This is a genomic window from Methylobacterium sp. 142-1Y, assembly GCF_057747795.1.
Genome location: NZ_CM173224.1, coordinates 904,919 through 929,702, shown reverse-complemented (window position 1 = coordinate 929,702; position 24,784 = coordinate 904,919). Strand labels below are relative to the sequence as shown.

The following is a 24,784-nucleotide window of genomic DNA, read 5'->3' as shown; positions in this document are numbered from 1 at the left end:
GACCTCGTGCCAGCCCCGCCAGCCATGGTTCGTCCATGAACACTCTCATCCTCCGCATGATCGCGGGACGCGTGGTGGTCACCCTGATGACGCTGCTGATCGTCGCCGTCATCATCTTCTTCGCGACCGCGTTCCTGCCGGGGGATGTGGTGCAGATCCTGCTCGGCCAGGCGGCGACGCCCGAGGCGGTGGCGGGCCTGCGCCAGGCGATGCATCTCGACCAGCCGGCCGCCCTGCGCTTCCTGCTCTGGCTGAAGAACCTCGCCACCGGCGACCTCGGCGTGTCCTACGTCAACAACATCCCGGTCGCCGAGCTGATCGGCAACCGCTTGGGCAACTCGCTGAAGCTCGCGGGCGTGACCGCGGCGATCTCGGTGCCGTTCGCCCTGACGCTCGGCATCACCGCCGCCATCCTGCGCGGCACGGTCGTCGACCGGATCATCGCGATCTTCACCATCGCGGTGATCTCGGTGCCCGAGTTCCTGGTGGCGACCCTCTCGGTCATCGTCTTCGCGGTGTATCTCGGCTGGCTGCCGGCCCTGTCGATGACCGGCGACGTCACGACGCTCGGCGGCCTGCTCAAGGCCTTCGCCATGCCGGTGATCACGCTCAGCTTCGTCATCTCGGCGCAGATGATCCGCATGACCCGGGCCGCCGTGATCGAGACCCTGAGCGCGCCCTACGTCGAAATGGCGCTGCTGAAGGGGGCCTCGCGCCGCCGCATGGTGCTGCGCCACGCCCTGCCGAACGCCCTCGGGCCGATCGTCAACGCGGTGGCGCTCTCCCTGTCGTACCTGCTGGGCGGCGTCATCATCGTCGAGACGATCTTCAACTATCCGGGCATCGCCAAGCTGATGCTCGACGCGGTGTCGACCCGCGACCTGCCCCTGATCCAGGGCTGCGCGATGATCTTCTGCCTCGCCTACCTCCTGCTGATCACGATCGCCGACATCGTCACCATCGTCTCCAATCCGAGGCTGCGCCACGCATGAGCGTTTCCCTGTCCAGCACGAGGCCGGCGCGCCGCTGGCGCATCGGCTACCGGATCAGCCCGGTCGGGGCGGTCGCCTTCCTGGTGATCCTCGCCTGGGCGATCGTCGCGGTGATCGCGCCGCTGATCGCCCCTCATCCCGTCGGCGAGATCGTCGATTTCGACTTCTTCCAGCCGATGTCGGCCGCCTACCCGATGGGCACCGACTATCTCGGGCGCGACGTGCTCTCGCGCATCCTGTTCGGCGCCCGCTACACGGTGGGGATCTCGCTCGCCTCGGTGACGATCGCGTGCATCTCGGGCGTCACCCTCGGCATGGCGGCGGCGGTGATCGGCGGCGTCTTCGACGCAGGCCTCAGCCGTTTCCTGGACGCCCTGATCTCGATCCCGAGCAAGATCATGGCGCTGGTGCTGGTGGCCGCGGTCGGCTCCTCGATCCCGGTCCTGATCCTGACGATGGCGGTGATCTACATCCCCGGCTCGTATCGCTTCGCCCGGGCGCTCGCCGTCAACGTCAACGCCATGGACTACGTCACCGTGGCCCGGGTGCGCGGCGAGCGCCTCGGCTATCTCATCCGGGCGGAGATCCTGCCGGGGATCGTCGGCCCGGTCCTGGCCGATTTCGGCCTGCGCTTCGTCTTCATCGTGCTGCTCCTCTCGAGCATGTCCTTCCTGGGGCTCGGCGTGCAGCCGCCGAACGCCGATTGGGGCTCGCTGGTGAAGGAGAATATCGGCGGCCTGTCGCTTGCCGCGCCGGCGGTGATCTTCCCGCTCATCGCCATCGCCAGCTTGACGATCAGCGTGAACCTCCTGATCGACAACCTGCCCAAGAAGATCCGCGACCGGAGCGACAACGCATGACCCGCCTCGTCGAAGTCCGCGACCTGCGAATCGAGGCGCGCACCGATGCCGGCCGCATCGTCGAGATCATCCGCGGCGTCTCGTTCGACATCGACGAGGGCGAGATCGTCGCCCTGATCGGCGAGAGCGGCTCGGGCAAGACCACGATCGCCCTCGACCTGATGGGCTATACTCGCCCGGGCTGCCGGGTCACCGGCGGCACCGTCACCCTCGACGGCGTCGAGATGGGGGCGCTCCCCGAGAGCAAGCGGGCGGCCATGCGCGGCTCGCTGGTCTCCTACGTGCCCCAGAGCGCGGCCGCCGCCTTCAACCCCGCCCACACGATCATGGACCAGGTGGTCGAGGTCGTGCAGATCCACGGCTCGATGCCGGTGGCCGACGCCCGCATCAAGGCGGTCGGGCTGTTCCGGGCGCTGGCCCTGCCGAACCCCGACACGATCGGCGACCGCTATCCCCACCAGGTCTCCGGCGGCCAGCTGCAACGCCTGTCCGCCGCCATGGCGCTGATCGGCGATCCCAAGCTCGTGATCTTCGACGAGCCGACCACCGCGCTCGACGTCACCACCCAGGTCGAGGTGTTGCGCGCCTTCAAGTCGGTGATGCGCAAGGGCGGCATCGCGGGCGTCTACGTCTCGCACGACCTCGCGGTCGTGGCGCAGATCGCCGACCGGATCGTCGTGCTGCGCCACGGCGAGATCCAGGAGGAGGGGCGCACGGCCGACATCCTGGAGCGCCCGCAGCATCCCTATACCCGCCAGCTCCTGGCGGCGTTCCGGCCCGACGCCGCCCCGCGCCCGGCCCGCATCGACCAGGACGAGGCCCCGCTCCTCGAGGTGCGCGGCATCGTCGCCGGCTACGGCAAGCCCGACGCGGAGGGCCTTCCGCCGGTCCGCATCCTCAAGGACGTCAGCCTCACGCTCGCCCGCGGGCGCAACCTCGGCATCGTCGGCGAATCGGGTTGCGGCAAGTCCACGCTCGCCCGGGTCATCGCCGGGATCCTGCCGGCGGCCCGCGGCGAGATTCTGCTCGACGGCCGGACCCTGGCGCCGGATTTCCGGAAGCGCCGCCGCGAGGACCTGCGCGACCTCCAGATCGTGTTCCAGTCCGCCGATACCGCGCTCAACCCGCACCAGTCGATCGGCGAGATCCTGGGGAGGCCGCTCGCCTTCTACCACGGCATGGGCGGCCGGGCGCGGGAAGCGCGGATCGACCAGCTGCTCGACATGGTGCGGCTGCCCCGGCCTTTACGCCATCGCCGCCCCGGCGAACTCTCGGGCGGCCAGAAGCAGCGCATCAACCTCGCCCGCGCGCTCGCGGCCGACGCCAAGCTGATCCTGTGCGACGAGATCACCTCCGCGCTCGACACCGTGGTGGCCGCCGCGATCATCGACCTCCTGAAGGAACTCCAGCGCGAATTGTCCTTGTCCTACCTGTTCATCAGCCACGACATCGAGACCGTGCGGGCGATCTGCGACGAGGTCGTGGTGATGTACAAGGGCGAGAAGGTCGAGCAGCTGCGCCCCGACGTGAATGACGGGCAGCCGACGCAAGCCTATTCGCGGCTGCTGTTCTCCTCCGTGCCGCAGCTGCGCACCGGCTGGCTCGACGGCCTGGCGCAGGATCCGGAACTGACACGGGCGTTTGCGCAGAGGTGAGGTGGGGGCGGTCGTGCCGGGTCCGGGACGGCTTACGGGGTGTGATGAGCCGTCCGGAGAATGAAGAGGCGGGGGTTTCCCCCTCCCCCCTCTGCGGGGGAGGGTGCCCCACGGAGTGGGGCGGGAGAGGGGACGCCACTTCCGGAGATGACCGAACCGTTCTGAAGGGCGCCAAGCCCTGAAGCGTCGCGCTGCCCCTCTCCCGGCTTACTCCGTTCGCCACCCTCCCCCGCAGAGGGGGGAGGGTTGACCCGTGCCATCTCTTTCCCGGACAGCCCTGCGGAGATTGGGATTTCCTAAAGCTTGAACATCGTATCGAGCGGCAGGTACGTCCGCACGATCGGCGACTTCAGCACGACGTAGCTGAAATACTGCTCGATGCCGACATCGAGGTCCAGCAATCGCTCCATCGTCGTCTGGTACTCGATCACGTCGACCGTCACGAACTTGAGCAGGTAATCGTAGCCACCGGAGATCAGGTGGCATTCCATGATCGACTCGATCTTCTCGATGGCCGCCAGGAACCGGGCGAAATCCGCCTGCCTGTGGTTCTTGAGCGTCACTTCGGTGAAGACGGTCAGGGCCTGTCCCAGCTTCGACAGATTGATCTGGGCGGAGTAATTCGCGATGTACCCTTCCGTCTGGAGCTTCTTCACTCGCATGAGGCAGGGGCTCGGCGACAGATTGACCCGCTCGGCGAGCTCGACGTTGGTAATACGGCCGTTCTTCTGTAATTCAGAAAGAATTTTGAGGTCGATCCTGTCGAGCTTCATGGGCAGCTATCTGGTTCGTCATCCACGACGTCGAGTTTCGCCGCGTGGCGCGCGCCCCGCAATCGTGCGGTCACGGCGAATACCAGAACATTCGCCTTCCGTCCTGTGCCGGGCGGCAGAAAATGCCATCGTGGGCCTTTATCGCGTTAGACGGCCTGGGGGCCCGGCCATCCCGGGGCGGGGCCCATCCGAACCGTCAGGCCTTGGCCGGGCCGGCCTTGTCGAGATAGGCCCAGGCCTGCGCCTCCTCGGACAGCTCGAACGTCCGGGTCTCGACCGGCAGCACCGTTCCGGACAGGGTGATCATCGCCCGGGCGAAGGCCGGCGCGCCGACCACGACGTAGTTCCGGATATGGGCCACCGAGCGGGCCATCACCCCGGTGGCGTAGGCGTCGAACCGCGCACCGAGATCCGAGCCCTCGTAGTGCGACATGATCAGCAGCATGTCGATTGTGTCGTGCGTCCGCATGGCCTCGTCGACGAGGGCCGACATCCACTCGATGTCCGGCTTGGTGATCCGGTCCTTGATCTCGAAGGCCAGAAGATCGGGCCGCTTCGCGTCGCGCCGGATGATCGAACCGTCGGGTGCCGTGTTCATGAAACCGTCTCCACCGTCGCCGCCTGGGTCACATGCTCGACCAACCGCGGATGACCGCTTTTGATCCGGCGCGGCGACGGTGGCGTGGGCGTGAGACCGGAATCCCGTCAGCTTGGCTGTACGTTCAGCTCTGGCGTCTCGATACTTGGGCAACCTGTGCTCGATACCCCGTGTTCTCCTTGCCCTGCGTCGTCGTTTGCCCTGCCTTGATCGCGCCGTTCGTTGATCTCGCGGTCCCGGCGGATTATGCATCGCCGCCATGGAACTCCACGCGCCCGTCCAACACTCCCCGGCTCCCTCGCGATCCCCGGCTCTCCCGGCCTGCCCGCCCCTGGCCTTCACGCCGCAGCGCGCCGGCAAGGCGGCGCCGTTCCTGCCGATGAGCCGCGCCGAGATGGCGGCGCTCGGGTGGGATGCCTGCGACATCGTGCTGGTGACCGGCGACGCCTATGTCGACCATCCGAGCTTCGGCATGGCGATCATCGGCCGGCTGCTCGAGGCGCAGGGGTTCCGGGTCGGCATCATCGCCCAGCCCGACTGGCAATCGGCCGAGCCGTTCACGGTGCTCGGCCGGCCGAAGCTGTTCTTCGGCGTCACCGGCGGCAACCTCGATTCGATGGTGAACCGCTACACCGCGGACCGGCGGCTTCGCCACGACGACGCCTACACGGCCGGAGGGGAGGGCGGGAAGCGCCCGGACCGCTCCACCATCGTCTACACGCAGCGCTGCCGCGAGGCCTACAAGGACGTGCCGATCATCCTCGGCGGCATCGAGGCCTCGCTGCGCCGCATCGCGCATTACGATTATTGGTCGGACAAGGTGCGCCGCTCGATCCTGGCTGACGCCAAGGCCGACCTCCTGATCTACGGCAACGCCGAGCGCGCCGTGGTCGAGGTGGCCAACCGCATGGCCGCCGGCGAGGCGCCCCACCAGCTCGATTCGATCCGCGGCGTCGCCCTGTTCCGCCGGGTGCCCGAGCACTACACCGAGCTGCCCGCCGACGACCTCGATTCCGCCGACGAGGCCGCCACCCGCAAACCCGGCGACACCGTGATCCGGCTCCCGGCCTACGACGACGTGAAGGACGACAAGGAGGCCTATGCCCGCGCCTCCCGCGTGCTGCACCGGGAGGCCAATCCCGGCAACGCCCGCCCGCTGGTGCAGCGCCACGGCGACCGCGACCTGTGGGTGAACCCGCCGCCGATCCCGCTCACCAGCGAGGAGATGGATGCGGTCTACGACCTTCCTTACGCGCGGGCCCCCCATCCGTCCTACGGCGATGCTAAGATTCCCGCCTGGGACATGATCAAGTTCTCGGTGACGATCATGCGCGGCTGCTTTGGCGGCTGCACCTTCTGCTCGATCACCGAGCACGAGGGCCGGGTGATCCAGAACCGCTCCGAGGGCTCGATCCTGCGCGAGATCGAGCTGATCCGCGACAAGACCCCGGGCTTCACCGGCGTGATCTCGGATATCGGCGGGCCGACCGCCAACATGTACCGGATGGCCTGCAAGGATCCGAAGATCGAGGCGGCGTGCCGGCTACCCTCCTGCGTCTTCCCGGACATCTGCCCGAACCTCAACACCTCGCACGACGACCTGATCCGGCTCTACCGCAAGGTCCGGGAGGTGAAGGGCGTCAAGAAGGTGATGGTGGCCTCGGGCGTGCGCTACGACCTCGCGGTCAAGAGCCCCGAATACGTCAAGGAACTCGTCACCCACCACGTCGGCGGTCGCCTCAAGATCGCGCCCGAGCATACCGAGCGCGGGCCCCTCGACAAGATGATGAAGCCGGGGATCGGCACCTACGACCGCTTCAAGGAGATGTTCGACGCCGCCGCCAAGGAGGCGGGCAAGAAGTACTACCTGATCCCGTACTTCATCGCGGCGCATCCGGGCACGACCGACGAGGACATGATGCACCTCGCGCTCTGGCTCAAGAAGAACGACTACCGCGCCGACCAGGTCCAGACCTTCCTGCCCTCGCCGATGGCGACCGCCACGGCGATGTACCACACCGAGGTCAACACGCTGAAAGGCGTGCGGCGCGGCGGCAGCGAGCCGGTCGAGGCGATCAAGGGCCTGCGCCAGCGCCGCCTGCACAAGGCGTTCCTGCGCTACCACGACCCCGAGAACTGGCCCATCCTGCGCGAGGCGTTGCGGGCGATGGGCCGCGCCGACCTGATCGGGCCGCGGCCGGACCAGCTGGTGCCGTTCTCGCAGCCGCCGGGAACCGGGCTCGGCGCGAAGCCGGGCGCCAAGGGGCGGGGCCCGCAGCGGCCGGCGGGCGGCGGGCAGCGTTTCACCACCAAGGGCGTGCCGTTGCTGAGGAAGTGACGGGGCGCGTCCGGTCAGGCAGCTTGTGGGCAAGCCGCCTGACCGGCAGCGGCATCGCAACCGTATCCGCTTCGGCCGGGCGCATTCGGCGAGCGCCGCATTGCCGAGCGCGATCGCCGGTCAGAATTCCATGCCGAACTTGACCCTGACGTTATGCCGCTCGAACTGGTTCAGGCCGAGGGCGCGGCCGGCCAGGGTCGGATCGGCGTCGCGGCCCCAAACCTGTCCCGCATACGCGACGGTCAGCCAGATCTTCTCGGTGAATCTGTGATGCAGGGCCGGTCCCAGGGTGAGCGCTTCGCTCTCCAGCCGGTTCAGGAAGGTTCCTTCGTAGCCGCGCAGGTAGCGTAGCTCCGGACCCAGATAGGTGCTCTCGCCGACTCGTCCCACGAGGGCGTTCGACCAAAGGAACGTGGAGGAGCGATAGCCGGGACCGCCACCCCGCTGGCGCCCGGCGGCGGGCTCGAAGCTGATGTTGCTGCCGTACCAGAGCTTGTCCGGCACCACCTGGACATCGAGCTGGAGCAGGCTCTCGATGTCGAAAATGTCGGCGCCATTGCCTTCGACCGGCAGGATGCGCGTGAATCGCGGGCGCAGCTCCAGGGCGAGCCCGAGCGGCTGCTCCTTCGAACCTTTCAGGAACTGGTACTTCACCTCCATGGAGACGCCGTCGAAGGTCCCATAGGATTTGTCGTCGAGATCGATGATGTTGCGTTGCCGCCGCAGCGTCCCAAAAGCGCTGAGCTCGATGCTCAGCTTGTCGATCGGGTTGAACTGGTAGGCGAACCGCGTGTCGAAGACCCGGTACGTCGATGGGCCTGGGCCGTCTCTGCGCTTGCCGATGCGCGTGACCGTATCGATCACCGCTTCCTGTTCGCCCTTTTCTCCGGCATCGGCTCCTTCCGTGAAGCCGAACAGATGCTCGGTATCGACGTCCTTCTGGTCGTTGCTCTTGTCGGACTTCTTCGCCTGATCGGACTTCTTTGCCTTGTCCTGGCCGGCATCGCGCACGCCATCCTGGTCTGTCATAGGTTGGCCACTTGGCTCAGCCTGAACGGGTACCAGAGCAGAGAGAACAAGCAGGACGGTCGCCGCGGTCGACAGGCGTCCGATCGGCGTGGTGCTTCCGGTCATGATCGCGCGACGGCCTCAGGCATGCAGTGGTCCAGTATCCCTGCTTAGAGACGATGCCGGCCGACCTGACTGCTGCAAACATGCAACAATCACAACAACTTCACGCTGCGGGGGATTGAACGGCGACGTGCATCACGGGGAACCGCACGGTCCCGGCGCCGATGATGCCCACCGCACTCGTTTCGACCCTATCCCGACCGTTGCCGGTCGCGCCGCTCGGGCCCGATCCCCAGCCTCTCGACTCCGAGCCCTTGACGCGAGCCGCGCGGGTCTCACGTTCGAGAGACCCGCGATCGAACCCGTTCCCACCGCATGCCCGACATCGCCGCCCCCGACCCCCCGCCCTTCCTCGCCGGAGGCGGGCGGATGGGCGCGATGATGCGGGCCCATGACTGGTCGGGCTCGCCTCTCGGGCGGCCGGAGACCTGGCCTGCCTGCCTGGGCGGGACGCTGAGCCTGATGCTCGGCTCGCGCTTCCCGATGTTCGTGGCGTTCGGGCCGGAACTCGGCTTCCTCTACAACGACGCCTATGCGGAGATCCTCGGCGACAAGCATCCGGCGGCGCTCGGCCGGCGCTTCCGCGACATCTGGTCGGAGATCTGGCCGGACATCGCGCCGCTGATCGACCGGGCGCTCGCCGGCGAGCCGACCTGGTCGGAGGACCTGCCGCTCGTGATGAACCGGCACGGCTACGACGAGCCGACCTGGTTCACCTTCTCCTATTCGCCCCTGCGGGACGAGGCGGGCCGGGTCGCCGGCATGTTCTGCGCCTGCACCGAGACGACCGGGCGGGTCGTCGCCGAGCGGGACCTGCGCGAGGCGGAGGCGCGCCTGCGGGCGCTGACCGACCACCTGCCGGGCGGCTACGTGTTCCAGATCGCCACGCCCCGGGACGGGACCGGCCGACGCTTCCTCGCCGTCTCGCAGGGCTTCGAGCGCATGACCGGGGTTCCGGCCGAGGCCGTGCTCGCCGATCCCGCGGCCGCCTACGACCTGATCCTGCCCGAGCACCGGGCGCGCATCGCCGAGGCGGAGGAAGAGGCGATCCGGACGCTGGCGCCTTTCGACGTCGAGGCGCCGATGCGCCGCCCCGACGGCCGCCTCGTGCGGACCCGCATCATCTCGGCGCCGCGCCTCGCCGACGATCAGGTGATCTGGGACGGGCTCCATCTCGACGACACGGCGCGCCGGCAGGCCGAGGACCGCCAGCGCGAGAGCGAGGCCCGGCTGCGTCTCGCCACCGAGGCCGCCGAGATCGGGCTGTGGGACGTCGACGTCGTCGCCGACACCCTGTATTGGCCGGCACGCGTGAAGGCGATGTTCGGCATCTCGCCCGAGGTGCCGGTCTCGATGGCGGATTATTACGCCGGCCTCCACCCGGACGACCGCGAGGCCACCCTCGCCGCCTATGCCGCCGCGGCGGATCCGGCCCGCCGCGCCGTCTACGACGTGGAATACCGCACGATCGGGAAGGAGGACGGGCAGGTCCGCTGGGTCGCCGCCAAGGGCCGCGGCCTGTTCGCGGATGGGGCCTGCATCCGGGTGGTCGGCACCGCCATCGACGTCACCGCCCGCAAGCAGGCCGAGGCGGCTTTCCGCGACAGCGAGGAGCAGTTCCGCGTGCTCTCGCAGGTGCTGCCCAACCTCGTCTGGGCCACCGACACGCAGGGAGGCGCCGTCTGGTTCAACGCGCGGACCTACGCCTATACGGGCGTCCCGCCCGGCGCGCTCGACGCCGAGGGCTGGTGCGCGATCATCCATCCCGACGACCGGGAGCGCGTGACCGCCGAATGGCGCGCCGCCGTCGAGGAGCATGCCGACTACCAGTGCGAATACCGCCTGCGCCGCGCCGACGGAGCCTATCGCTGGTTCCTGGCCCGGGCGCGGCCGGTCCTGACGGACCGGGGCGCGATCACCCGCTGGGTCGGCACCAGCACCGACATCGACGACCAGACGCGGATGATGGCCGAGCTGGTGCGGTTCAACGAGACCCTGGAGCAGCGGGTCGCGGAGCGCACCGCCGAGCACGACCGGGTCTGGCGCAACTCCCGCGACCTCCTGGTGGTGATCGGGGCCGACGGGATCTTCCGCTCGGTCAACCCGGCCTGGGAGGCGATCCTCGGGCACCGGCCCGCCGAGGTGGTGGGGCGCAGCGTCCTCGATTTCCTGTTGCCCGAGGATGCCGAGGCGACGACGGCCGCCCTCGAAGCCGCGGCCGCCGCCCGCCACCTCACCAGTTTCGAGAACCGCTACCTCCACCGGGACGGCACCCCGCGCTGGCTCTCCTGGCACACCTCGGTCGAGGGCGGCCTCGTCTTCGCCAGCGGCCGCGACGTCACCGCCGAGAAGGCCCAGGCCGCGGCGCTGGCCCAGGCCGAGGAGGCCCTGCGCCAGTCGCAGAAGCTCGAGGCGGTGGGTCAGCTGACCGGGGGCGTCGCCCACGATTTCAACAACCTGCTCACCATCATCCGCTCCTCGGTCGATTTCCTGCGCCGGCCGGACCTGCCCGAGGCGCGGCGCAGCCGCTACCTCACGGCGGTCTCCGAGACGGTCGACCGGGCCGCCAAGCTGACCTCGCAACTCCTCGCCTTCGCCCGCCGCCAGGCCCTGAAGCCCGAGACACTCGATGTCGGCGCGCGCCTGCGCATCGTCGCCGAGCTGATCGATACCGTGACCGGCGCCCGGATCACCGTCGCGACCGAGGTCCCGGACCATCCCTGCCTCGTGCGGGTCGATGCGAGCCAGTTCGAGACCGCGCTCGTCAACATGGCGGTGAATGCCCGCGACGCGATGGAGGGCGCGGGCACGCTGACGTTGCGCCTCGCCTGCGGCGTCGACCTGCCGCCGATCCGGGGGCATGCCGGGGCGGCGGGTCCGTTCGCGGCGGTCTCGCTGCACGATACCGGCACCGGCATCCCGCCCGACTTGCTGGCGCGGGTGTTCGAGCCGTTCTTCACCACCAAGGAGGTCGGGCGGGGCACGGGCCTCGGCCTCTCCCAGGTCTTCGGCTTCGCCAAGCAATCGGGCGGCGACGTTGCGGTCGAGAGCGTGCCGGGAGGGGGCACGACCTTCACCCTCTACCTGCCGGAGGTCGAGGCCGAGTTCGCAGCAGGGGAGGCGGTGCGGGGCGATTCCGGCCAGGTCGATCCCGGCGGCGTCGGCCAGCGGGTGCTGGTGGTCGAGGACAATCTCGAGGTCGGGCGCTTCGCGACCCAGATCCTGGAAGACCTCGGCTATGCCACGACCTGGGCGGTCAACGCCGAGGACGCGATCGAGAAGCTCGGGCCCGACGGCGCCGGCTTCGACGTGGTGTTCTCCGACGTGGTCATGCCGGGTATGGGTGGGATCGAGCTTGCCCGGCTCCTCGCCCGGCGGTTGCCTCACCTGCCGATCGTGCTCGCCTCCGGTTACAGCCACGTGCTCGCCGAGGAGAGCGCGGCCGGATTCGAGCTCCTGCACAAGCCCTATTCGGCCGAGCAGGTCTCGCGCATCCTGCGCAAGGTCATGCGGCACAACCCGCAGCGGCAGAAGGCGGAGCTCTGATCGCGGTCGCAGGCCGGGGCCTGACTGCAAGTAAAAATTTTTATCTCATCTTCCAGTGCCAGGGAGATGCAGCGGATCGGCGCTGCCGCGATCGAGGAATGGGCCGTCTCCTTCCGCCCTCGGCAGGGGGAGAATCGTTTTCGCGCGCCCGCGAGATTGCTTGCGGGCGGGATTGACCTTGCGCCGTCCGGGCCGGAAACGGGCGGCGGATGCCCGCGCGAGCGGTCGTCACCGCGCCGAAAACGACCGCTCCTCCCGCCGGATCCGGCCACCCCTGCGGATCGCGGCCCGAAACCTGCTTGAGGCCGGGACGCCGAGGCGACGGCAGGCGCTCGCACCGCCGGGTTCGCAACGAGGACCGCGCATGATCACCCGTAAGTCCCTGCTCTCCGCTCTCGCCGCCATCGCCCTCGGCTCGCTCGCCGGGCTCGGGACCGGCCCCGCGCGGGCGGCGGACAAGAGCCTCACCTTCGCCTACCAGGACATGACGACGCCGATCCGCGTGCTGATGGAGAGCGGCGAGCTGGAGAAGCAAACCGGCACCAGGGTGAAGTGGGTCAAGTTCGCCACCGGAGCCGACGTCGTCCGCGCCATGGCGTCGGGCAGCGTCGATGTCGGTGAGTCGGGCTCCGCGGCGATCGCCGCGGCGGCCTCCCAGGGGCTGCCGATCAAGCTGTTCTGGATCCTCGACGACATCGGCAATGCCGAGCAGCTCGTCGCGCGCAAGGGCACCGGAATCGCGTCGATCAAGGATCTGAAAGGCAAGACGATCGGCGTGCCCTTCGTCTCCACCGCCCATTACCAGCTGATGTACGCCCTCAAGGAGGCGGGGTTGGGCCCGAAGGACGTCCGGATCCTCAACATGCGCCCGCCGGAGATCGCCGCCGCCTGGGAGCGCGGCGACATCGACGCCACCTTCGTCTGGGCGCCGGTGCTGACGAACGTGAAGAAGACCGGCACGGTCCTGGCCTCGGCCGGCGACTTCGCCGCCAAGGGCAAGGCGACCTTCGACGGCATCGTGGCGACCGACGCCGCCCTCAAGGCCCACCGCGATGTCCTGGTCACCTTCGTGCGGCTGCTCGCCGCCGCCGATGCCGATTACGCGAAGTCGGGCAGCAGCTGGACGACGACCTCGCCGCAGGTCGCGGCGATCGCCAAATGGACCGGCGCCGCGCCTGCCGACGTGCCGGATTCGCTCGGGGCCTACCGCTTCCCGACGCTGCCTGAGCAGGCCTCGCCCCGCTGGCTCGGCGGCGGCGCGGCCGACGCGCTCAAATCGACGGCGGAATTCCTCAAGGAGCAGGGGCGGGTGCCCGAACTCGCGCCGAATTACGGCGCCTTCGTCACCGCCGACTTCGCCGACGCCGCCCTCAAGCCCTGATCGGCAACCCCTGCCGCAAGGAGATCGGCCGATGCTGGAGATCCGGAAGCTCAGCGTCCATTACGGCGAGGGCGAGAGCGCGACGCTCGCCCTGTCCTGGGTCGACCTGACGATCGAGCCGGGGGAGTTCGTGGTGGCGCTCGGCGCCTCGGGCTGCGGGAAGACGACCCTGCTCAACTGCATCGCCGGCTTCCTGCCGCCGACGGAGGGGCAGATCCTGCTCGACGGGCGCCCGGTCACCGGACCCGGGGCCGATCGCGGCGTGGTGTTCCAGCGCCACGCCCTGATGCCCTGGCTCGACGTGCTCGACAACGTCGCCTTCGGCCTCAAGATGCAGGGGGTCCCGAGGCCCGAGCGCGAGGCGCGGGCCCGCGCCATGCTCGATCTCGTCGGCCTGAGCGATGTCGGGACGAAGCGGATCTACGAACTCTCCGGCGGCATGCAGCAGCGCGTCGGCATCGCCCGGGCGCTCACCGCCGATCCGCGCATGCTGCTGATGGACGAGCCGCTCGGCGCCCTCGACGCCTTCACCCGCGAGCAGGTCCAGGAGCTGATCCTGACCCTCTGGGCGCGCACGCAGAAGATGGCGTTCTTCATCACCCACGAGGTCGAGGAGGCGATCTTTCTGGCGACCAAGCTCGTCATCATGACGCCCCGGCCCGGGCGCATCGCCGAGATCGTGCCGCTCGATTTCTGCCGGCGCTTCCTCGGCGGCGAGACCTCGCGGGCGGTGAAGTCCAGCCCCGACTTCATCGCCATGCGCGAGCGCGTGCTGCGCTTCATCCACGACCATGGCGGGGCGAGACCCGAATCCGAGCGAGGAGCCGCCGCATGAGACCCCTCACGTCTCCCCCTGCCGCGTCCGGCGAGGCCGTCGCCGACGCACCCGACGCGGCCGCGCGCGCCCTGTCCTCGTTCCGCCGGCGCCGGGCGGCGATGCGGGGCGTCGCCCCGCCCGCCCTGCTGATCAGCCTCGCGACCGTCACGGTCGCCTTCGTCGCCTGGCTCGCGGCGACGCAACTCGGCCTCGTCAAGCCGTTGTTCCTGCCCCGGCCGGCGAGCGTGCTGTCCGCCTTCTCGGATGCGCTGGACGGGCGGATCGACGGGGCGCCGCTCATCGAGCACGTGATGACCAGCCTGATGCGGGTGGTCGGCGCCTTCGTGCTCGCGGCGCTGATCGGGATCCCGGTCGGCCTCGCCACCGGCCTGAACCCGAGCATACGGGCGATCCTCGACCCGTTCATCGAATTCTACCGGCCGCTGCCGCCGCTCGCCTACCTGCCGCTCGTCATCATCTGGTTCGGCATCGGCGAAACCTCGAAGATCCTGCTGATCTTCCTCGCCTGCTTCGCCCCCGTCGCGCTCGCGGCCCGGGCCGGCGTCTCGGCGGCGAGCCTCGACCAGGTCAATGCCGCTCGCGCGCTCGGCGCCAGCCGGGCGCAGGTGGTGCGCCACGTCGTCCTGCCGGCGGCGCTCCCCGACATCCTGGTGGGCCTGCGCATCGGCATGGGCGTCGGCTGGACCACGCTGGTCGCCGCCGAGATGGTGGCGGCCTCGACCGGCATCGGCCAGATGGTGCTCAACGCCTCGAATTTCCTGCGCACCGACATCGTGGTGATGGGCATTTTCGTCATCGGCACGCTCGCGGCGGCGTTCGAGTTCGGCATGCGCCGGCTGGAACGGCGCCTCACCCCGTGGAAGGGTAAGGTGTGACGGATCACCCACCGACCTCCGATTCGAGAGACGCCCGATGAACGACATGTCCCGCACCAACGACCTGCGCCACGTCATCGAGGCGGACCGGGCCCATGTCTGGCACCACCTGTCGCAGCACAAGCTCTACGAGACCGTCGACCCTCGGGTGATGGTCGAGGGCAGGGGGATGCGCGTCTGGGACGCGACCGGGCGCGAATATCTCGACGCGGTCTCCGGCGGCGTCTGGACCGTCAATGTCGGCTACGGCCGCACCAGCATCGCTGACGCGGTGCGCGACCAATTGGTCAAGCTCAACTACTTCGCGGGCTCGGCCGGCTCGGTCCCGGCCGCCCTGTTCTCCGAGCGGCTGATCGAAAAAATGCCCGGGATGAGCCGGGTCTATTATTCGAACTCGGGGTCCGAGGCGAACGAGAAGGTGTTCAAGATGGTGCGCCAGATCGCGCACCGGCACCATGGCGGGCGGAAATCCAAGATCCTGTTCCGCGAGCGCGACTATCACGGCACCACGATCGGCGCGCTCGCGGCCGCCGGCCAGGACCAGCGCCGCGACCAGTACGGGCCGTTCCCGGACGGCTTCGTCCCGGTGCCGCATTGCCTCGAATACCGCAGCCAGTGGGGCGCGGTGGAGAATTACGGCGAGAGGGCCGCCGATGCGATCGAGGCGGTGATCCTGCGCGAGGGGCCCGACAGTGTCGGGGCGATCTGCCTCGAACCGGTCACCGCCGGCGGCGGCGTCATCACGCCGCCGAAGGGCTACTGGGAGAAGGTACAGGACATCTGCCGCCGGCACGAGGTCCTGATCCACATCGACGAGGTGGTCTGCGGCATGGGCCGCACCGGCGCCTGGTTCGGCTACCAGCATTACGGCGTGAAGCCGGATTTCGTCACGATGGCGAAGGGCGTGGCCTCGGGCTACGCGGCCATCGCCTGCACGACGACGACCGAGGCGGTGTTCTCGCTGTTCAAGGACGACGCCTCGGATCCGATGTCGTACTTTCGCGACATCTCGACCTTCGGCGGCTGCACCGCCGGCCCGGCGGCGGCTCTGGAGAACATGCGGATCATCGAGGACGAGGGCCTGATCGAGAACACGCTGGCGATGGGCGAGCGGCTGATGGCCGGCCTGCATGGCCTGGCCGAGCGCCATCCGGTCATCGGCGACGTGCGCGGCAAGGGCCTGTTCTGCGGCGCCGAACTCGTCGCCGACCGCACGACCCGGGAGCCGGCGGAGGAGAAGCGCGTCCAGGCGGTGGTGGCCGATTGCATGGCCAACGGCGTGATCATCGGCGCCACCAACCGCTCGCTCGCCGGGCTCAACAACACGCTCTGCCTCAGCCCGGCCCTGATCGCGACCCCGGCCGACATCGACCGGATCGTCGAGGCGATCGACGGGGCGCTCGGCCGGGTCTTCGGCTGAGCCACGATCTCGGAAGGCGCAGGGCCGGTGGGGCAGCGCCCGATCGCGGTGCGGGCGGACGCTGCTCCAGGTCTTCGATCGTGCCGCATTCTTCGACGAATCGGTATCTGCTTCGTCGGAGAATGCTTTAGCGGCGGCGGAGCGGCTGCCCGACGGCCGCCGGCAGCAGCGGCGTCAGCAGCATGGCGATCTGCGTCCGGTTGCTGAGCCCGTACTTGCGCATGATGTTGCCGATATGCGCCCGGACCGTGTTGGGCGAGATTCCCAATTCGTGGGCGATGAGCTTGTTGGGCAGGCCCCGGGCGATGAGCGCGATCAGCTCGCATTCGCGCGCGGTCGGCGCCGCGGCCTCGTCCTCGGGCGCGGCCGACCGGGTGGGCCGGAACCGGATCGCAGACCGGTTTCGCGACAGCGGGTGGGACCTTTTCAGAGCGACCATTCCTGCCTCCCCCCATCGGCCCGTCCGGGCCGCCTCTCGATGATCACGCGGCCATCGTCACTCGGCCTTCAGCGCCTCCACCGGATCGAGCCTAGCCGCGCGGTGGGCCGGATAGAGCCCGAAGAACAGACCCGTGATCGCCGAGAAGCCGACCGCGACCGCGACCGCGCCCGCGTCGATGACGGTCGTCCAGCCGGCCGAGCGGGCGACGGTCAGCGAGATCGTCGCCCCGAGGACGACCCCGACGAGCCCGCCGGCCAGGCACAGGACGAGCGATTCGCACAGGAACTGCAGGCGGATGTCGCGGCCCCGGGCGCCGAGTGCCCGGCGGATGCCGATCTCCCGGGTCCGCTCCGTCACCGAGACGATCATGATGTTCATGATGCTGATGCCGCCGACGAGCAGCGAGACGCCGGCGATCGAGGTGAGCAGGATCGCGACCGTGCGGGTGGCGCCGCGCTGCGCCTCGGCGGCGGCGGAGGGGTCCTGCACCTTGAAGTCGTCCTCCTGGTCGTCCTGGATCCGGTGGCGCTGGCGCAGCAGGTCCTCGATGCTCGCCTTGGCCCGCGCCATCGCCTCGTCGGAGACGGCCTTGGCCAGGATGTAGGCGACCGCGTCCCGGGCGGTGCCGCCGGCGCTGCCGAGGAACCGGAGCTTGGCGGTCGAGAGCGGCACGAAGGCGACGTCGTCCTGGTCCGGCCCTTTCGGGCTCAGCACGCCCACGACCTCGAACGGGACGTTCATGATGCGGATCTCGGCGCCGATCGGATCGTCCTTGTCGAACAGCTCGCGGGCGACGACGCTGCCGAGCACCGCGACCTTGCCGGCCGTCGCCTCCTCGGTCGCGTTGAAGGTTCGGCCGGCCGCCAGCGTCCAGTCCCGAACCACGAAGTGGTTGGTGGTGGTGCCGTTGACCGTGGTGTTCCAGTTCCGGTTCTCGCGCACGGCTTGAGCGCTGCCGGCGATCGAGCCCGCGGCGGCGCGCACCTGCGGCACCTGCTCCAGGATGGCGTCGACATCGCCCTCGGTGAGGGTGGCGCGCGTCCCGGCCTTGAGGCGCAGGCCGCCCTGGCGGGCCGCCCCCGGATTGATCATCAGGACGTTGGCTCCGATCGCCCGGATCTGCCGGGTGACCTGGCTCTGCGCCCCGCTGCCGATCGCCAGCACCGTGACCACCGAGGCGACCCCGATCACGATGCCGAGCATGGTGAGCAGGCTGCGCAGGAGGTTGAGGCGCAGGGCCCGCAGCGCCATCAGGAGGGCTTGCCCCAGCATCAGACCGACGCCTCCGCCATCACCGAATCCGCGCTTCGACCATCGAGCCCCGGCGCGGCCCGGTCCTCTGAGACGACGCGCCCGTCCTGCAGGCGCACGACGCGCCCGCAGCCCGCCGCCACGCCCCTGTCGTGGGTGATGATCAGGATGGTCCGGCCCGCCGCGTTCAGGGCCTGGAACAGCCCGAGGATGTCGCTCCCGGTGCGGCTGTCGAGGGCGCCGGTGGGCTCGTCGGCCAGCACGATGCCGGGATCGGTCACGAGGGCGCGGGCGATGGCGACGCGCTGCTGCTCGCCGCCCGAGAGCCGGGTCGGCAGGTGGTCGACCCGGTGGGCGAGGCCGACGGAGTCGAGCGCCCGCTCGGCCCGGCGCCGCCGCTCCGCCCGTCCCACGCCGGCATAGATCAGCGGCAGCTGGACGTTGTCGAGGGCGGAGTGGCGGGCAAGCAGGTTGTAGGCCTGGAAGACGAAGCCGATGCGGCGGTTGCGCAGGATCGCGCAGCGATCGGCCGAGAGCCGCCCGGTCTCGACGCCTTCGAGGAAGATCCGCCCCGCGCTCGGCCGGTCGAGCAGGCCGATGAGGTTCATCAGGCTGCTCTTGCCGGAGCCGGACGGGCCGACGACCGCGACGCTCTCGCCCTCGCGCACGTCGAAGGTGACGTCGTGCAGGACCGGGACCTGGACGTCGCCCATCCGGAAGGTGCGGCTGACCGCGACGAGTCTGACGATGCCGTCCGTCATAGCCCGAGCCTGATCCCGAGGAAGCGTGCCGGCTCGCTCGCATCGGCCTGCCCGACGACGACGCGGTCGCCCTCCTGGAGCGCCCCGCCCCGCAGCACGACCTGGTCCGCGCTCGACACCCCCGTCGTCACCGCGACCGGGCGCAGCGCGCCGGCTTGATCCTGCACCCAGACCGCCTGCTCGCGCACGCCCGCCTCGCCGCGCTCCGGCACGGCGCGGGCCGGCCGGAAGCGCAGGGCGGCGAGCGGCAGCTTGAGGACGTCGTCCTCGCGATGGACCGTCAGGCGCGCCAACGCCGTCATGCCGGGCAGGAGCAGGCCCTCGCGGTTGTCGGTGGTCAGCACCACCGTGTAGGTCACCACGCCCTGGTTGGTCTGGGGGGCCTTGCGCACCTGGCGGACCGAGGCCTCGAAGCGCCGCCCCGGATAGGCGTCGACCGTGAAGCTCGCCCGCTGCCCCGGGGCGACCCGGCCGATATCGGTCTCGTCGACGCGGGCATGGATTTCCATCTCGCCGAGGTTGCGGGCGACGTTGAAGGCGGTGCGGGCCTCCAGCCCCGAGGCGAGGGTCTGGCCGGCGCTGACGAAGCGCCCGACCACGACGCCGTCGATGGGCGAGCGGATGGTGGTGCGGTCGAGCTCGATCTGGGCCGCCCTGAGGCTGGCCTCCTGCAGGGGCACCGCGGCCTTGGCCTGGATCAGTTCGGCTTCGAGCCGGCGCACGTCGGCCGCCGCGGCATCGACCGCGAAGGCGTTGAGCTCGAGATGCGAGATGGTCTCGCGCAGCTGCGCCCGGCGCGAGGCGAGATCGGTCTGCGCCTCCTCGAGGGTCGCGACCGAGGTGACCTCGCGCGAGCGCAGCATGGTCTTGCGGTCGAGGTTGCGCTTGGCCGCCTCCAGCATGACCTGTGCGTTCTCCAGGCGGGCGGCCAGCACCGTGCGGTTGCCCTTGGCGTTGTCGAGGTCGATGCGGGCGCGGTCGAGCCGCGCCTGCTGGACCCGGACGCTGGCCGAGGCCATCTCGAGCGAGGCGCGCGCCTGCTCGACCCGCGAGATGAAGCTGCGCTGGTCGATCCGCGCCAGCGGGTCGCCCTTGTGGACGCGGTCGTTGAAGTCGACGAAGAGGTCGGCGATCTGGCCCGCCAGCTGCGAGCCGACCTCCACGGTGTCGACCGGCTGCAAGGCGCCCGTCGCGGTGACGATCTGCTCGAGCTGCCCGCGCTGGATCGCCGCGGTGATGAACGGGGCCGGTTCCGGCGCGGGCGTCGAGACGAGGCGGGCGATCCCCGCATAGGCCTGCTCCTGCCGGGCAGCGAGACCGTCCAGGATCGGGCGCAGGCCCAGGGGATGGGCCTGCACCACCGCGGCGGCGGCGAGGCCGCCCGCGGCCATGGATGCGCACAGGGTGCCGACGATCCAGCGTCTCACCACAACCCTCCCTCACCTGCGGTCGACAGCATCCGACAGGGTGCGATCTGTCGATGTATTTGTTAGTGCATCGTCCAGCGCAGTAATGTTCTGACAGATCGCAACCGTGACCGAAATCCGCGTGACCCCGTACGGTCGAGCCCGTACGGACCGGGCCGGGCCTCCTTCAGTCGAACCCCGCCTCCAGGGCGATGCGGACGAGATCCTGCACGCTGGCGCATTCCGTCTTCGCCATGATCCGCGCCCGGAACACCTCGACCGTCCGATGGCTGATCGCGAGGTCGTCGCCGATCTCCCGGTGCGTCAGCCCGAGCAGGATGCGGGCGAGGACCTGCCGCTCGCGCTCGGTCAGCCGGGACAGGCGCTCGCTCGCGAGCGCGTGCCTGACGTCGGGCGCAGGGCCGCGGGTTCCCCGCACGGCGCACCGGACCGCCTGGACCAGGTCCTTCGGGGCGAACGGCTTCTCGATGAAGTCGAAGGCCCCGAGCTTCATCGCCCGGACGGCGGTCGAGACGTCGGCATGCCCGGTGAGCAGGATCACCGGCACCAGCGACCCACCCGCCCGCAGCCGGGCCAGCAGGTCCAGGCCGTCGATGCGCGGCATGCGGAAATCGGTGACGACGCAGCCCGCTTCCGCCAGCGCGGGATCGACCAGGAGGCTGTCGGCCGCAGGGTGTTCCCGGACGGTGAAGCCGGCCTCGTTGAGGATGTCCGCCGCGAGCGAGCGCATCGCGGCGCTGTCGTCGACGAGGTGCACGAGCTGTCCGGTTGCCGTGAGTCCGGTTGCCATGAGTCCGGTTGCCATGAGGCCGCCCTCCGAAAGCATCCTCGCGTCGGGACGGCCTTCACCCGTCCGGGCGCTTTCCTCCATGAACTGTTGTCGACAGCATTCGTTTCTCAGCCGCGAAGGTAGCGGCGTTTTGAGATCCTGAAAGGGATGTGTTATCACCCGTATGTCTGAAGATGCATCCCCCTTTGGGGGTAATTTATGGGTTGAAGATTGGCAGGATATGCATGCATTCCTGGAATGCAGACGTGCGATAATTGACGCAGTGTCAATAGTCTCAAGAGACTAAAACATATATCAGGCTTAATCGGCGGCGATTTTTGAGGAACGATTGCGACGGCGCTGGGGAATGAGCGGTGCTCTTCCGCCGAAGCACCATGTCGCGTGGCGCATCCGTCGCCTGGTTCACTCAAGGAGGCATCCGATGAAAAAGATCCTGCTCTCGGCCGTCACCGTCCTCTCGCTCGCCGGGCTCCCCTCGACCGGTTACGCCTTCTCGATCGGCAGCGGCAACGGCAACGGCAACGGCAACGTCGGGGTCGGCAACGGCAACGGCAACGGCAACGGCAATACCGGCGCCCTCAACGGCAACCTCAACGGCAACGGCAACACCGGCTACGGCAACGGCAACAACAACGGCAATGCCAATACCGGTGTCGGCAACGGCAACCTGAACGGCAATTTCAACTTCGGGATCGGCAACGGTAACAACAACGGAAATTACAACCTGGGCCTCCTGAACGGCAACGGCAACGGCAACCTCAACTGGGGCAAGTATAACGGCAACAACAACGGCAACAACAACCGCTGAGCAGGTTCGCGCGAGCGCAATCGCCGGAATGAATTTGCGAAATGGACTTGGCGGAGCGGCCTCTGCCGCTCCGCTCTCTCGATGCTTGGTTCCCGGATGCAAGGTTCCTGGACGCAAGGTTCCTGGACTCAAGTGGCCCTCGCGCCGCAAGGGAGGCTCGGATGAGACTATGGCCCTGTCTGTTCGCCGCGGCGCTGTTCGGTGCTGCACACCCCGCCGATGCGCGAAACCTGACGCTGAGCATGTCGGTCTCGACCGGCAACGGCAACGGCAACGGCAACGGCAATATCGGGATCGGCAACGGCAATTCGAACGGAAATTACAACACCGGGTCCGGTAATGGAAACGGCAACGGTAACGGCAACGGCGCACCGCAGACGGGCGGGAATATCGGCGCCTTCAATACCGGAACGGGCAATGTCGGCGCCTTCAATTCGGGGACCGGTAACGTCGGCGCCTTCAACGGCAACTACAACAGCGGGCCAACGAACGGGAACGGCAACGTCGGCGCCTTCAACGGCAATTTCAATACCGGAATGTATAACGGAAACAACAACGTCGGCGCGTTCAATGGAAACTTGAACGGCGGCAGCTACAACGGCAATGGCAATGTCGGCGCCGTCAACGGCAACCTGAACGGGAACGGCAACCGGCCCTGAAAGTGGGCTTCGCGCCTGGCATGGGGCCTGGCACGCGTCGCAGGATGTCCGAGGTTCCGTCTCGATGCAATTTGCACGACGGAGCCGGCCGATCGAGAGCCGTCCCGGCGGAGACGCTCATTTCCGAGGCGATGTCCTTTCCAAGTCGCATGAGTCCAAGTCGCATGAAGCACGGCTGTCCCGGCCTTCGAGGCGAGGCGGGACAGCATCCGGAAGGAGACGACAATGCGCTTACCTCTGATCGCCCTCGCGCTGTCCGGAATCGCGCTCGCCGGCCCGGCCAGCGCCCAGATGCCCGGCTGGACGCCGCCCGAGGGTTTCCGGCACGGGGATTTTCACGGCTTCCACGGCGGCTTCCGGCATTGGCATGGGCGGCCGCACCGGTCGGGATTCCGGTCCTTCGATCTCAATTCGGGCGCCGTCGACGGTCCCGCCGTCGCGCCGGAGCCCCCCGGTCTCGCGGGCGTCTCGCCTCCCGGTCCCGCGGGTGGTTCGCCGCCTGGCCTGGCGGGCGCCGTGCCGCCCGGCCTCGCGAACGGTTCGGGCAACGGCAACGGCAATGTCGGGAACTTCAACGGCAACGGCAATACCGGCAACAACAACGGCAACGGCAATGTCGGGAACGGACTCGGAAACGGGTTCTCCACCAACGGGAACGGCAACGGCATCGGACAATGAGCCGATGCGTTCGACCGGCCCCCGGACCCGTTCGCCCGGATGCGGAGCTCCGCCGCATCCGCGCCGGACGGGGGTGTGTCGTCAGTAATTGATGGTCGCCCGCAAGCCCATCACGGTCGCGTTCTTCAAGCGCCGACCCCGGTCGTCGGCCAGCCCCCCGCCCGGGCGCATCACGACCTGCAGATCCGGCTGCAGGGTGAATCCCGGCACCACCTCGGCCTGGTAGGTCGCCTCGATCACCACCTCGCTGCTGCGCAGCGGGCCCGTGCCCTGGCCGAACCGGATGGTGTCGCGGTCGAAGGCGCGGGCGGCCGGGCTGATGCGCGAGTAGATGACCCCGAGGGCCGCGGTGTCGTTGGGGCGGCCGGGCAGCAGGCCCTTATAGGCGATGCCGCCGTCGAGATAGAGATCGATCAGGTTGCGGTCGGCCGGCACCTTCGACAGCCGCAGGAAGGCGCTGGCACCCTCGTCCTCGGTCTCGGGCTCGCGGTAGAGCGTCTGGTCGATGATGCCGTAGACGCCGCGGTCGCCGCGGAAGCGCCGGGCGATGCCGCTCGCCTCCGGATCGGCGAGCAGCCGGCCGCCGACGCTGTCGAGGCGCGGGCTGTCGAAGCCGCCGAGATGGTCCCAGCCGCCGAGCGTCGCGGTACCGTGCAGGGGCTCCCCCCAGAGATCGAGCGTGTAGGCATACGCGACCTCGCCGATCAGCAGGGGCGGATCGTTGATCCGGAAGCTGGTGCCGGTGCGGTTGATCCGCTGCGGGTCGGTGTCGTCGCCCCGGCGCATGCCCGCCGGGTCGCCGTTGAACACCGCCGCCTGCAACGAAAGGCGCTCGTCGGGCACGTATTTCACCCGCACGGCCGGGGTGGCGAGGGGATAGATCGGCCCGCCGCTCGGCAGCACCACGGCGCCGATATTGGGCCAGCCGAAGCCGGCATTGAAGAACACCACCGCCGACTGGGCGATGGCGAACTCGGTATCGGCCGAGACCTGGCCCGCCTTGATCGACAGCTTGCCGCCGAAGAAGCTCTGCTCGAGCCACAACTCGAACAGCCGGGTCGCCGGCAGGGCCTCGATGCCGCTCACCGTCGTCAGGTTGTTGACGTAGGAGCGCGACATCCCGTGGCCGTGGATCTGGAAGAAGTCGGTATGGAACTTCGCCCCGGTCCAGCCGGCGAGCCTGTCGAGGTCGACATCGAGCGACGTATCCAGGCGCCCGCCATAGGTGACGCCGCGCCTCAGGCCCCCGCGCAGGTTGGCCAGCCCCTCGCCGATATACGTGATGGTGGTGGTGATGCCCCGCTCGGAGAGAAAGGCGCGGGCGCCGAACGGGTCGCCATAGGGGCCGAGCGACGACTGGATCGAACCGCCGATCGTCACCGAGACCTGGTCGGAGGTGCGCGACTGGGCGATGGCGGTCTGCGGGTCGCCGCCGGCGCCGGTGAGCGGCCAGGCCGGCGGGACCACCGCAAGGCGGGGGGCCTGCTGCGCGGCGGCGCCCCCCGACATCAGGACGAGGACGGCCAGCGACGCCGCGCGCAGAGCCTCGCCCATCCCGATC

At 69.1% G+C, this 24,784-nt stretch carries 21 protein-coding genes; 12 read left to right on the top strand and 9 right to left on the bottom strand.

Annotation, left to right across the window (positions count from 1 at the left end):
- Positions 1-35: 35 nt before the first annotated feature.
- From AC3AOF_RS04395 to AC3AOF_RS04385, 3 genes are read left to right on the top strand one after another with little or no spacing between them, the layout of a single operon-like run.
- The gene (locus tag AC3AOF_RS04395) at positions 36-992 is read left to right on the top strand and encodes an ABC transporter permease (protein WP_236991926.1); all 957 of its coding nucleotides are present in this window, start codon (positions 36-38) and stop codon (positions 990-992) included.
- Entirely contained in the window at positions 989-1,852 is an 864-nt protein-coding gene (locus AC3AOF_RS04390) for an ABC transporter permease (protein WP_236991927.1), read from the top strand. The genes AC3AOF_RS04395 and AC3AOF_RS04390 overlap by 4 nt, the downstream gene beginning before the upstream one ends.
- Positions 1,849-3,507 (top strand): ABC transporter ATP-binding protein, encoded by a 1,659-nt coding sequence (locus AC3AOF_RS04385; protein WP_488347777.1) that lies wholly within the window; start codon positions 1,849-1,851, stop codon positions 3,505-3,507. The genes AC3AOF_RS04390 and AC3AOF_RS04385 overlap by 4 nt, the downstream gene beginning before the upstream one ends.
- Before the next feature lie 296 nt (positions 3,508-3,803).
- Here AC3AOF_RS04385 and AC3AOF_RS04380 read toward each other — a convergent pair whose 3' ends face one another.
- The gene (locus AC3AOF_RS04380; protein ID WP_236991929.1) at positions 3,804-4,280 is read right to left on the bottom strand and encodes an Lrp/AsnC family transcriptional regulator; all 477 of its coding nucleotides are present in this window, start codon (positions 4,278-4,280) and stop codon (positions 3,804-3,806) included.
- 196 nt (positions 4,281-4,476) lie between these two features.
- Complete coding sequence (locus AC3AOF_RS04375) at positions 4,477-4,878, bottom strand: SpoIIAA family protein (protein ID WP_236991930.1); 402 nt, start codon at positions 4,876-4,878, stop codon at positions 4,477-4,479.
- Between the two features lie 379 nt (positions 4,879-5,257).
- On the opposite strand from AC3AOF_RS04375, the gene AC3AOF_RS04370 reads away from it, so the two are divergent.
- On the top strand, positions 5,258-7,216 hold the full coding sequence (locus tag AC3AOF_RS04370) for a YgiQ family radical SAM protein (RefSeq protein WP_488348956.1): 1,959 nt from the start codon (positions 5,258-5,260) through the stop codon (positions 7,214-7,216).
- 120 nt (positions 7,217-7,336) lie between these two features.
- On the opposite strand, the gene AC3AOF_RS04365 is transcribed toward AC3AOF_RS04370, so the two are convergent.
- A complete protein-coding gene (locus tag AC3AOF_RS04365) occupies positions 7,337-8,350 on the bottom strand; it encodes a DUF6662 family protein (protein ID WP_488347776.1) in 1,014 nt (337 codons plus the stop codon).
- 312 nt (positions 8,351-8,662) lie between these two features.
- Between AC3AOF_RS04365 and AC3AOF_RS04360 the strand changes: the two genes are divergently transcribed.
- The 5 genes from AC3AOF_RS04360 to AC3AOF_RS04340 all read left to right on the top strand — a co-directional run bounded on the left by AC3AOF_RS04360 (position 8,663) and on the right by AC3AOF_RS04340 (position 16,407).
- A complete protein-coding gene (locus AC3AOF_RS04360) occupies positions 8,663-11,893 on the top strand; it encodes a PAS domain-containing protein (protein WP_488347775.1) in 3,231 nt (1,076 codons plus the stop codon).
- Positions 11,894-12,257: 364 nt separating this feature from the next.
- Entirely contained in the window at positions 12,258-13,274 is a 1,017-nt protein-coding gene (tauA, locus tag AC3AOF_RS04355; RefSeq protein ID WP_236991933.1) for a taurine ABC transporter substrate-binding protein, read from the top strand.
- A gap of 31 nt (positions 13,275-13,305) precedes the next feature.
- Positions 13,306-14,109, top strand: a complete 804-nt coding sequence (locus AC3AOF_RS04350; protein WP_488347774.1) for a taurine ABC transporter ATP-binding protein — start codon at positions 13,306-13,308, stop codon at positions 14,107-14,109.
- Positions 14,106-14,987, top strand: a complete 882-nt coding sequence (locus AC3AOF_RS04345; protein ID WP_488347773.1) for an ABC transporter permease subunit — start codon at positions 14,106-14,108, stop codon at positions 14,985-14,987. The genes AC3AOF_RS04350 and AC3AOF_RS04345 overlap by 4 nt, the downstream gene beginning before the upstream one ends.
- Positions 14,988-15,024: 37 nt before the next feature.
- The gene (locus tag AC3AOF_RS04340; protein WP_488347772.1) at positions 15,025-16,407 is read left to right on the top strand and encodes an aminotransferase family protein; all 1,383 of its coding nucleotides are present in this window, start codon (positions 15,025-15,027) and stop codon (positions 16,405-16,407) included.
- 127 nt (positions 16,408-16,534) lie between these two features.
- On the opposite strand, the gene AC3AOF_RS04335 is transcribed toward AC3AOF_RS04340, so the two are convergent.
- From AC3AOF_RS04335 to AC3AOF_RS04315, 5 genes are all read right to left on the bottom strand, one after another.
- Positions 16,535-16,846, bottom strand: a complete 312-nt coding sequence (locus AC3AOF_RS04335) for a response regulator transcription factor (protein ID WP_488347771.1) — start codon at positions 16,844-16,846, stop codon at positions 16,535-16,537.
- A 57-nt stretch (positions 16,847-16,903) separates the two neighbouring features.
- Positions 16,904-18,121 (bottom strand): ABC transporter permease, encoded by a 1,218-nt coding sequence (locus tag AC3AOF_RS04330; protein ID WP_488347770.1) that lies wholly within the window; start codon positions 18,119-18,121, stop codon positions 16,904-16,906.
- Positions 18,121-18,861 (bottom strand): ABC transporter ATP-binding protein, encoded by a 741-nt coding sequence (locus tag AC3AOF_RS04325; RefSeq protein WP_488347769.1) that lies wholly within the window; start codon positions 18,859-18,861, stop codon positions 18,121-18,123. The genes AC3AOF_RS04330 and AC3AOF_RS04325 overlap by 1 nt, the downstream gene beginning before the upstream one ends.
- Positions 18,858-20,288 (bottom strand): efflux RND transporter periplasmic adaptor subunit, encoded by a 1,431-nt coding sequence (locus tag AC3AOF_RS04320; RefSeq protein ID WP_488347768.1) that lies wholly within the window; start codon positions 20,286-20,288, stop codon positions 18,858-18,860. Before AC3AOF_RS04320 ends, AC3AOF_RS04325 begins: the two co-directional genes overlap by 4 nt.
- Positions 20,289-20,454: 166 nt before the next feature.
- Entirely contained in the window at positions 20,455-21,093 is a 639-nt protein-coding gene (locus tag AC3AOF_RS04315) for a response regulator transcription factor (RefSeq protein ID WP_488347767.1), read from the bottom strand.
- Positions 21,094-21,499: 406 nt separating this feature from the next.
- On the opposite strand from AC3AOF_RS04315, the gene AC3AOF_RS04310 reads away from it, so the two are divergent.
- The 3 genes from AC3AOF_RS04310 (at position 21,500) to AC3AOF_RS04300 (ending at position 23,223) form a co-directional block, all read left to right on the top strand.
- On the top strand, positions 21,500-21,886 hold the full coding sequence (locus tag AC3AOF_RS04310) for a hypothetical protein (RefSeq protein ID WP_236991941.1): 387 nt from the start codon (positions 21,500-21,502) through the stop codon (positions 21,884-21,886).
- Positions 21,887-22,047: 161 nt separating this feature from the next.
- Entirely contained in the window at positions 22,048-22,545 is a 498-nt protein-coding gene (locus AC3AOF_RS04305) for a hypothetical protein (protein ID WP_488347766.1), read from the top strand.
- Between the two features lie 225 nt (positions 22,546-22,770).
- On the top strand, positions 22,771-23,223 hold the full coding sequence (locus AC3AOF_RS04300) for a hypothetical protein (RefSeq protein ID WP_236991943.1): 453 nt from the start codon (positions 22,771-22,773) through the stop codon (positions 23,221-23,223).
- Positions 23,224-23,304: 81 nt separating this feature from the next.
- Here AC3AOF_RS04300 and AC3AOF_RS04295 read toward each other — a convergent pair whose 3' ends face one another.
- Entirely contained in the window at positions 23,305-24,777 is a 1,473-nt protein-coding gene (locus AC3AOF_RS04295; RefSeq protein WP_236991944.1) for a carbohydrate porin, read from the bottom strand.
- Positions 24,778-24,784: the final 7 nt, after the last annotated feature.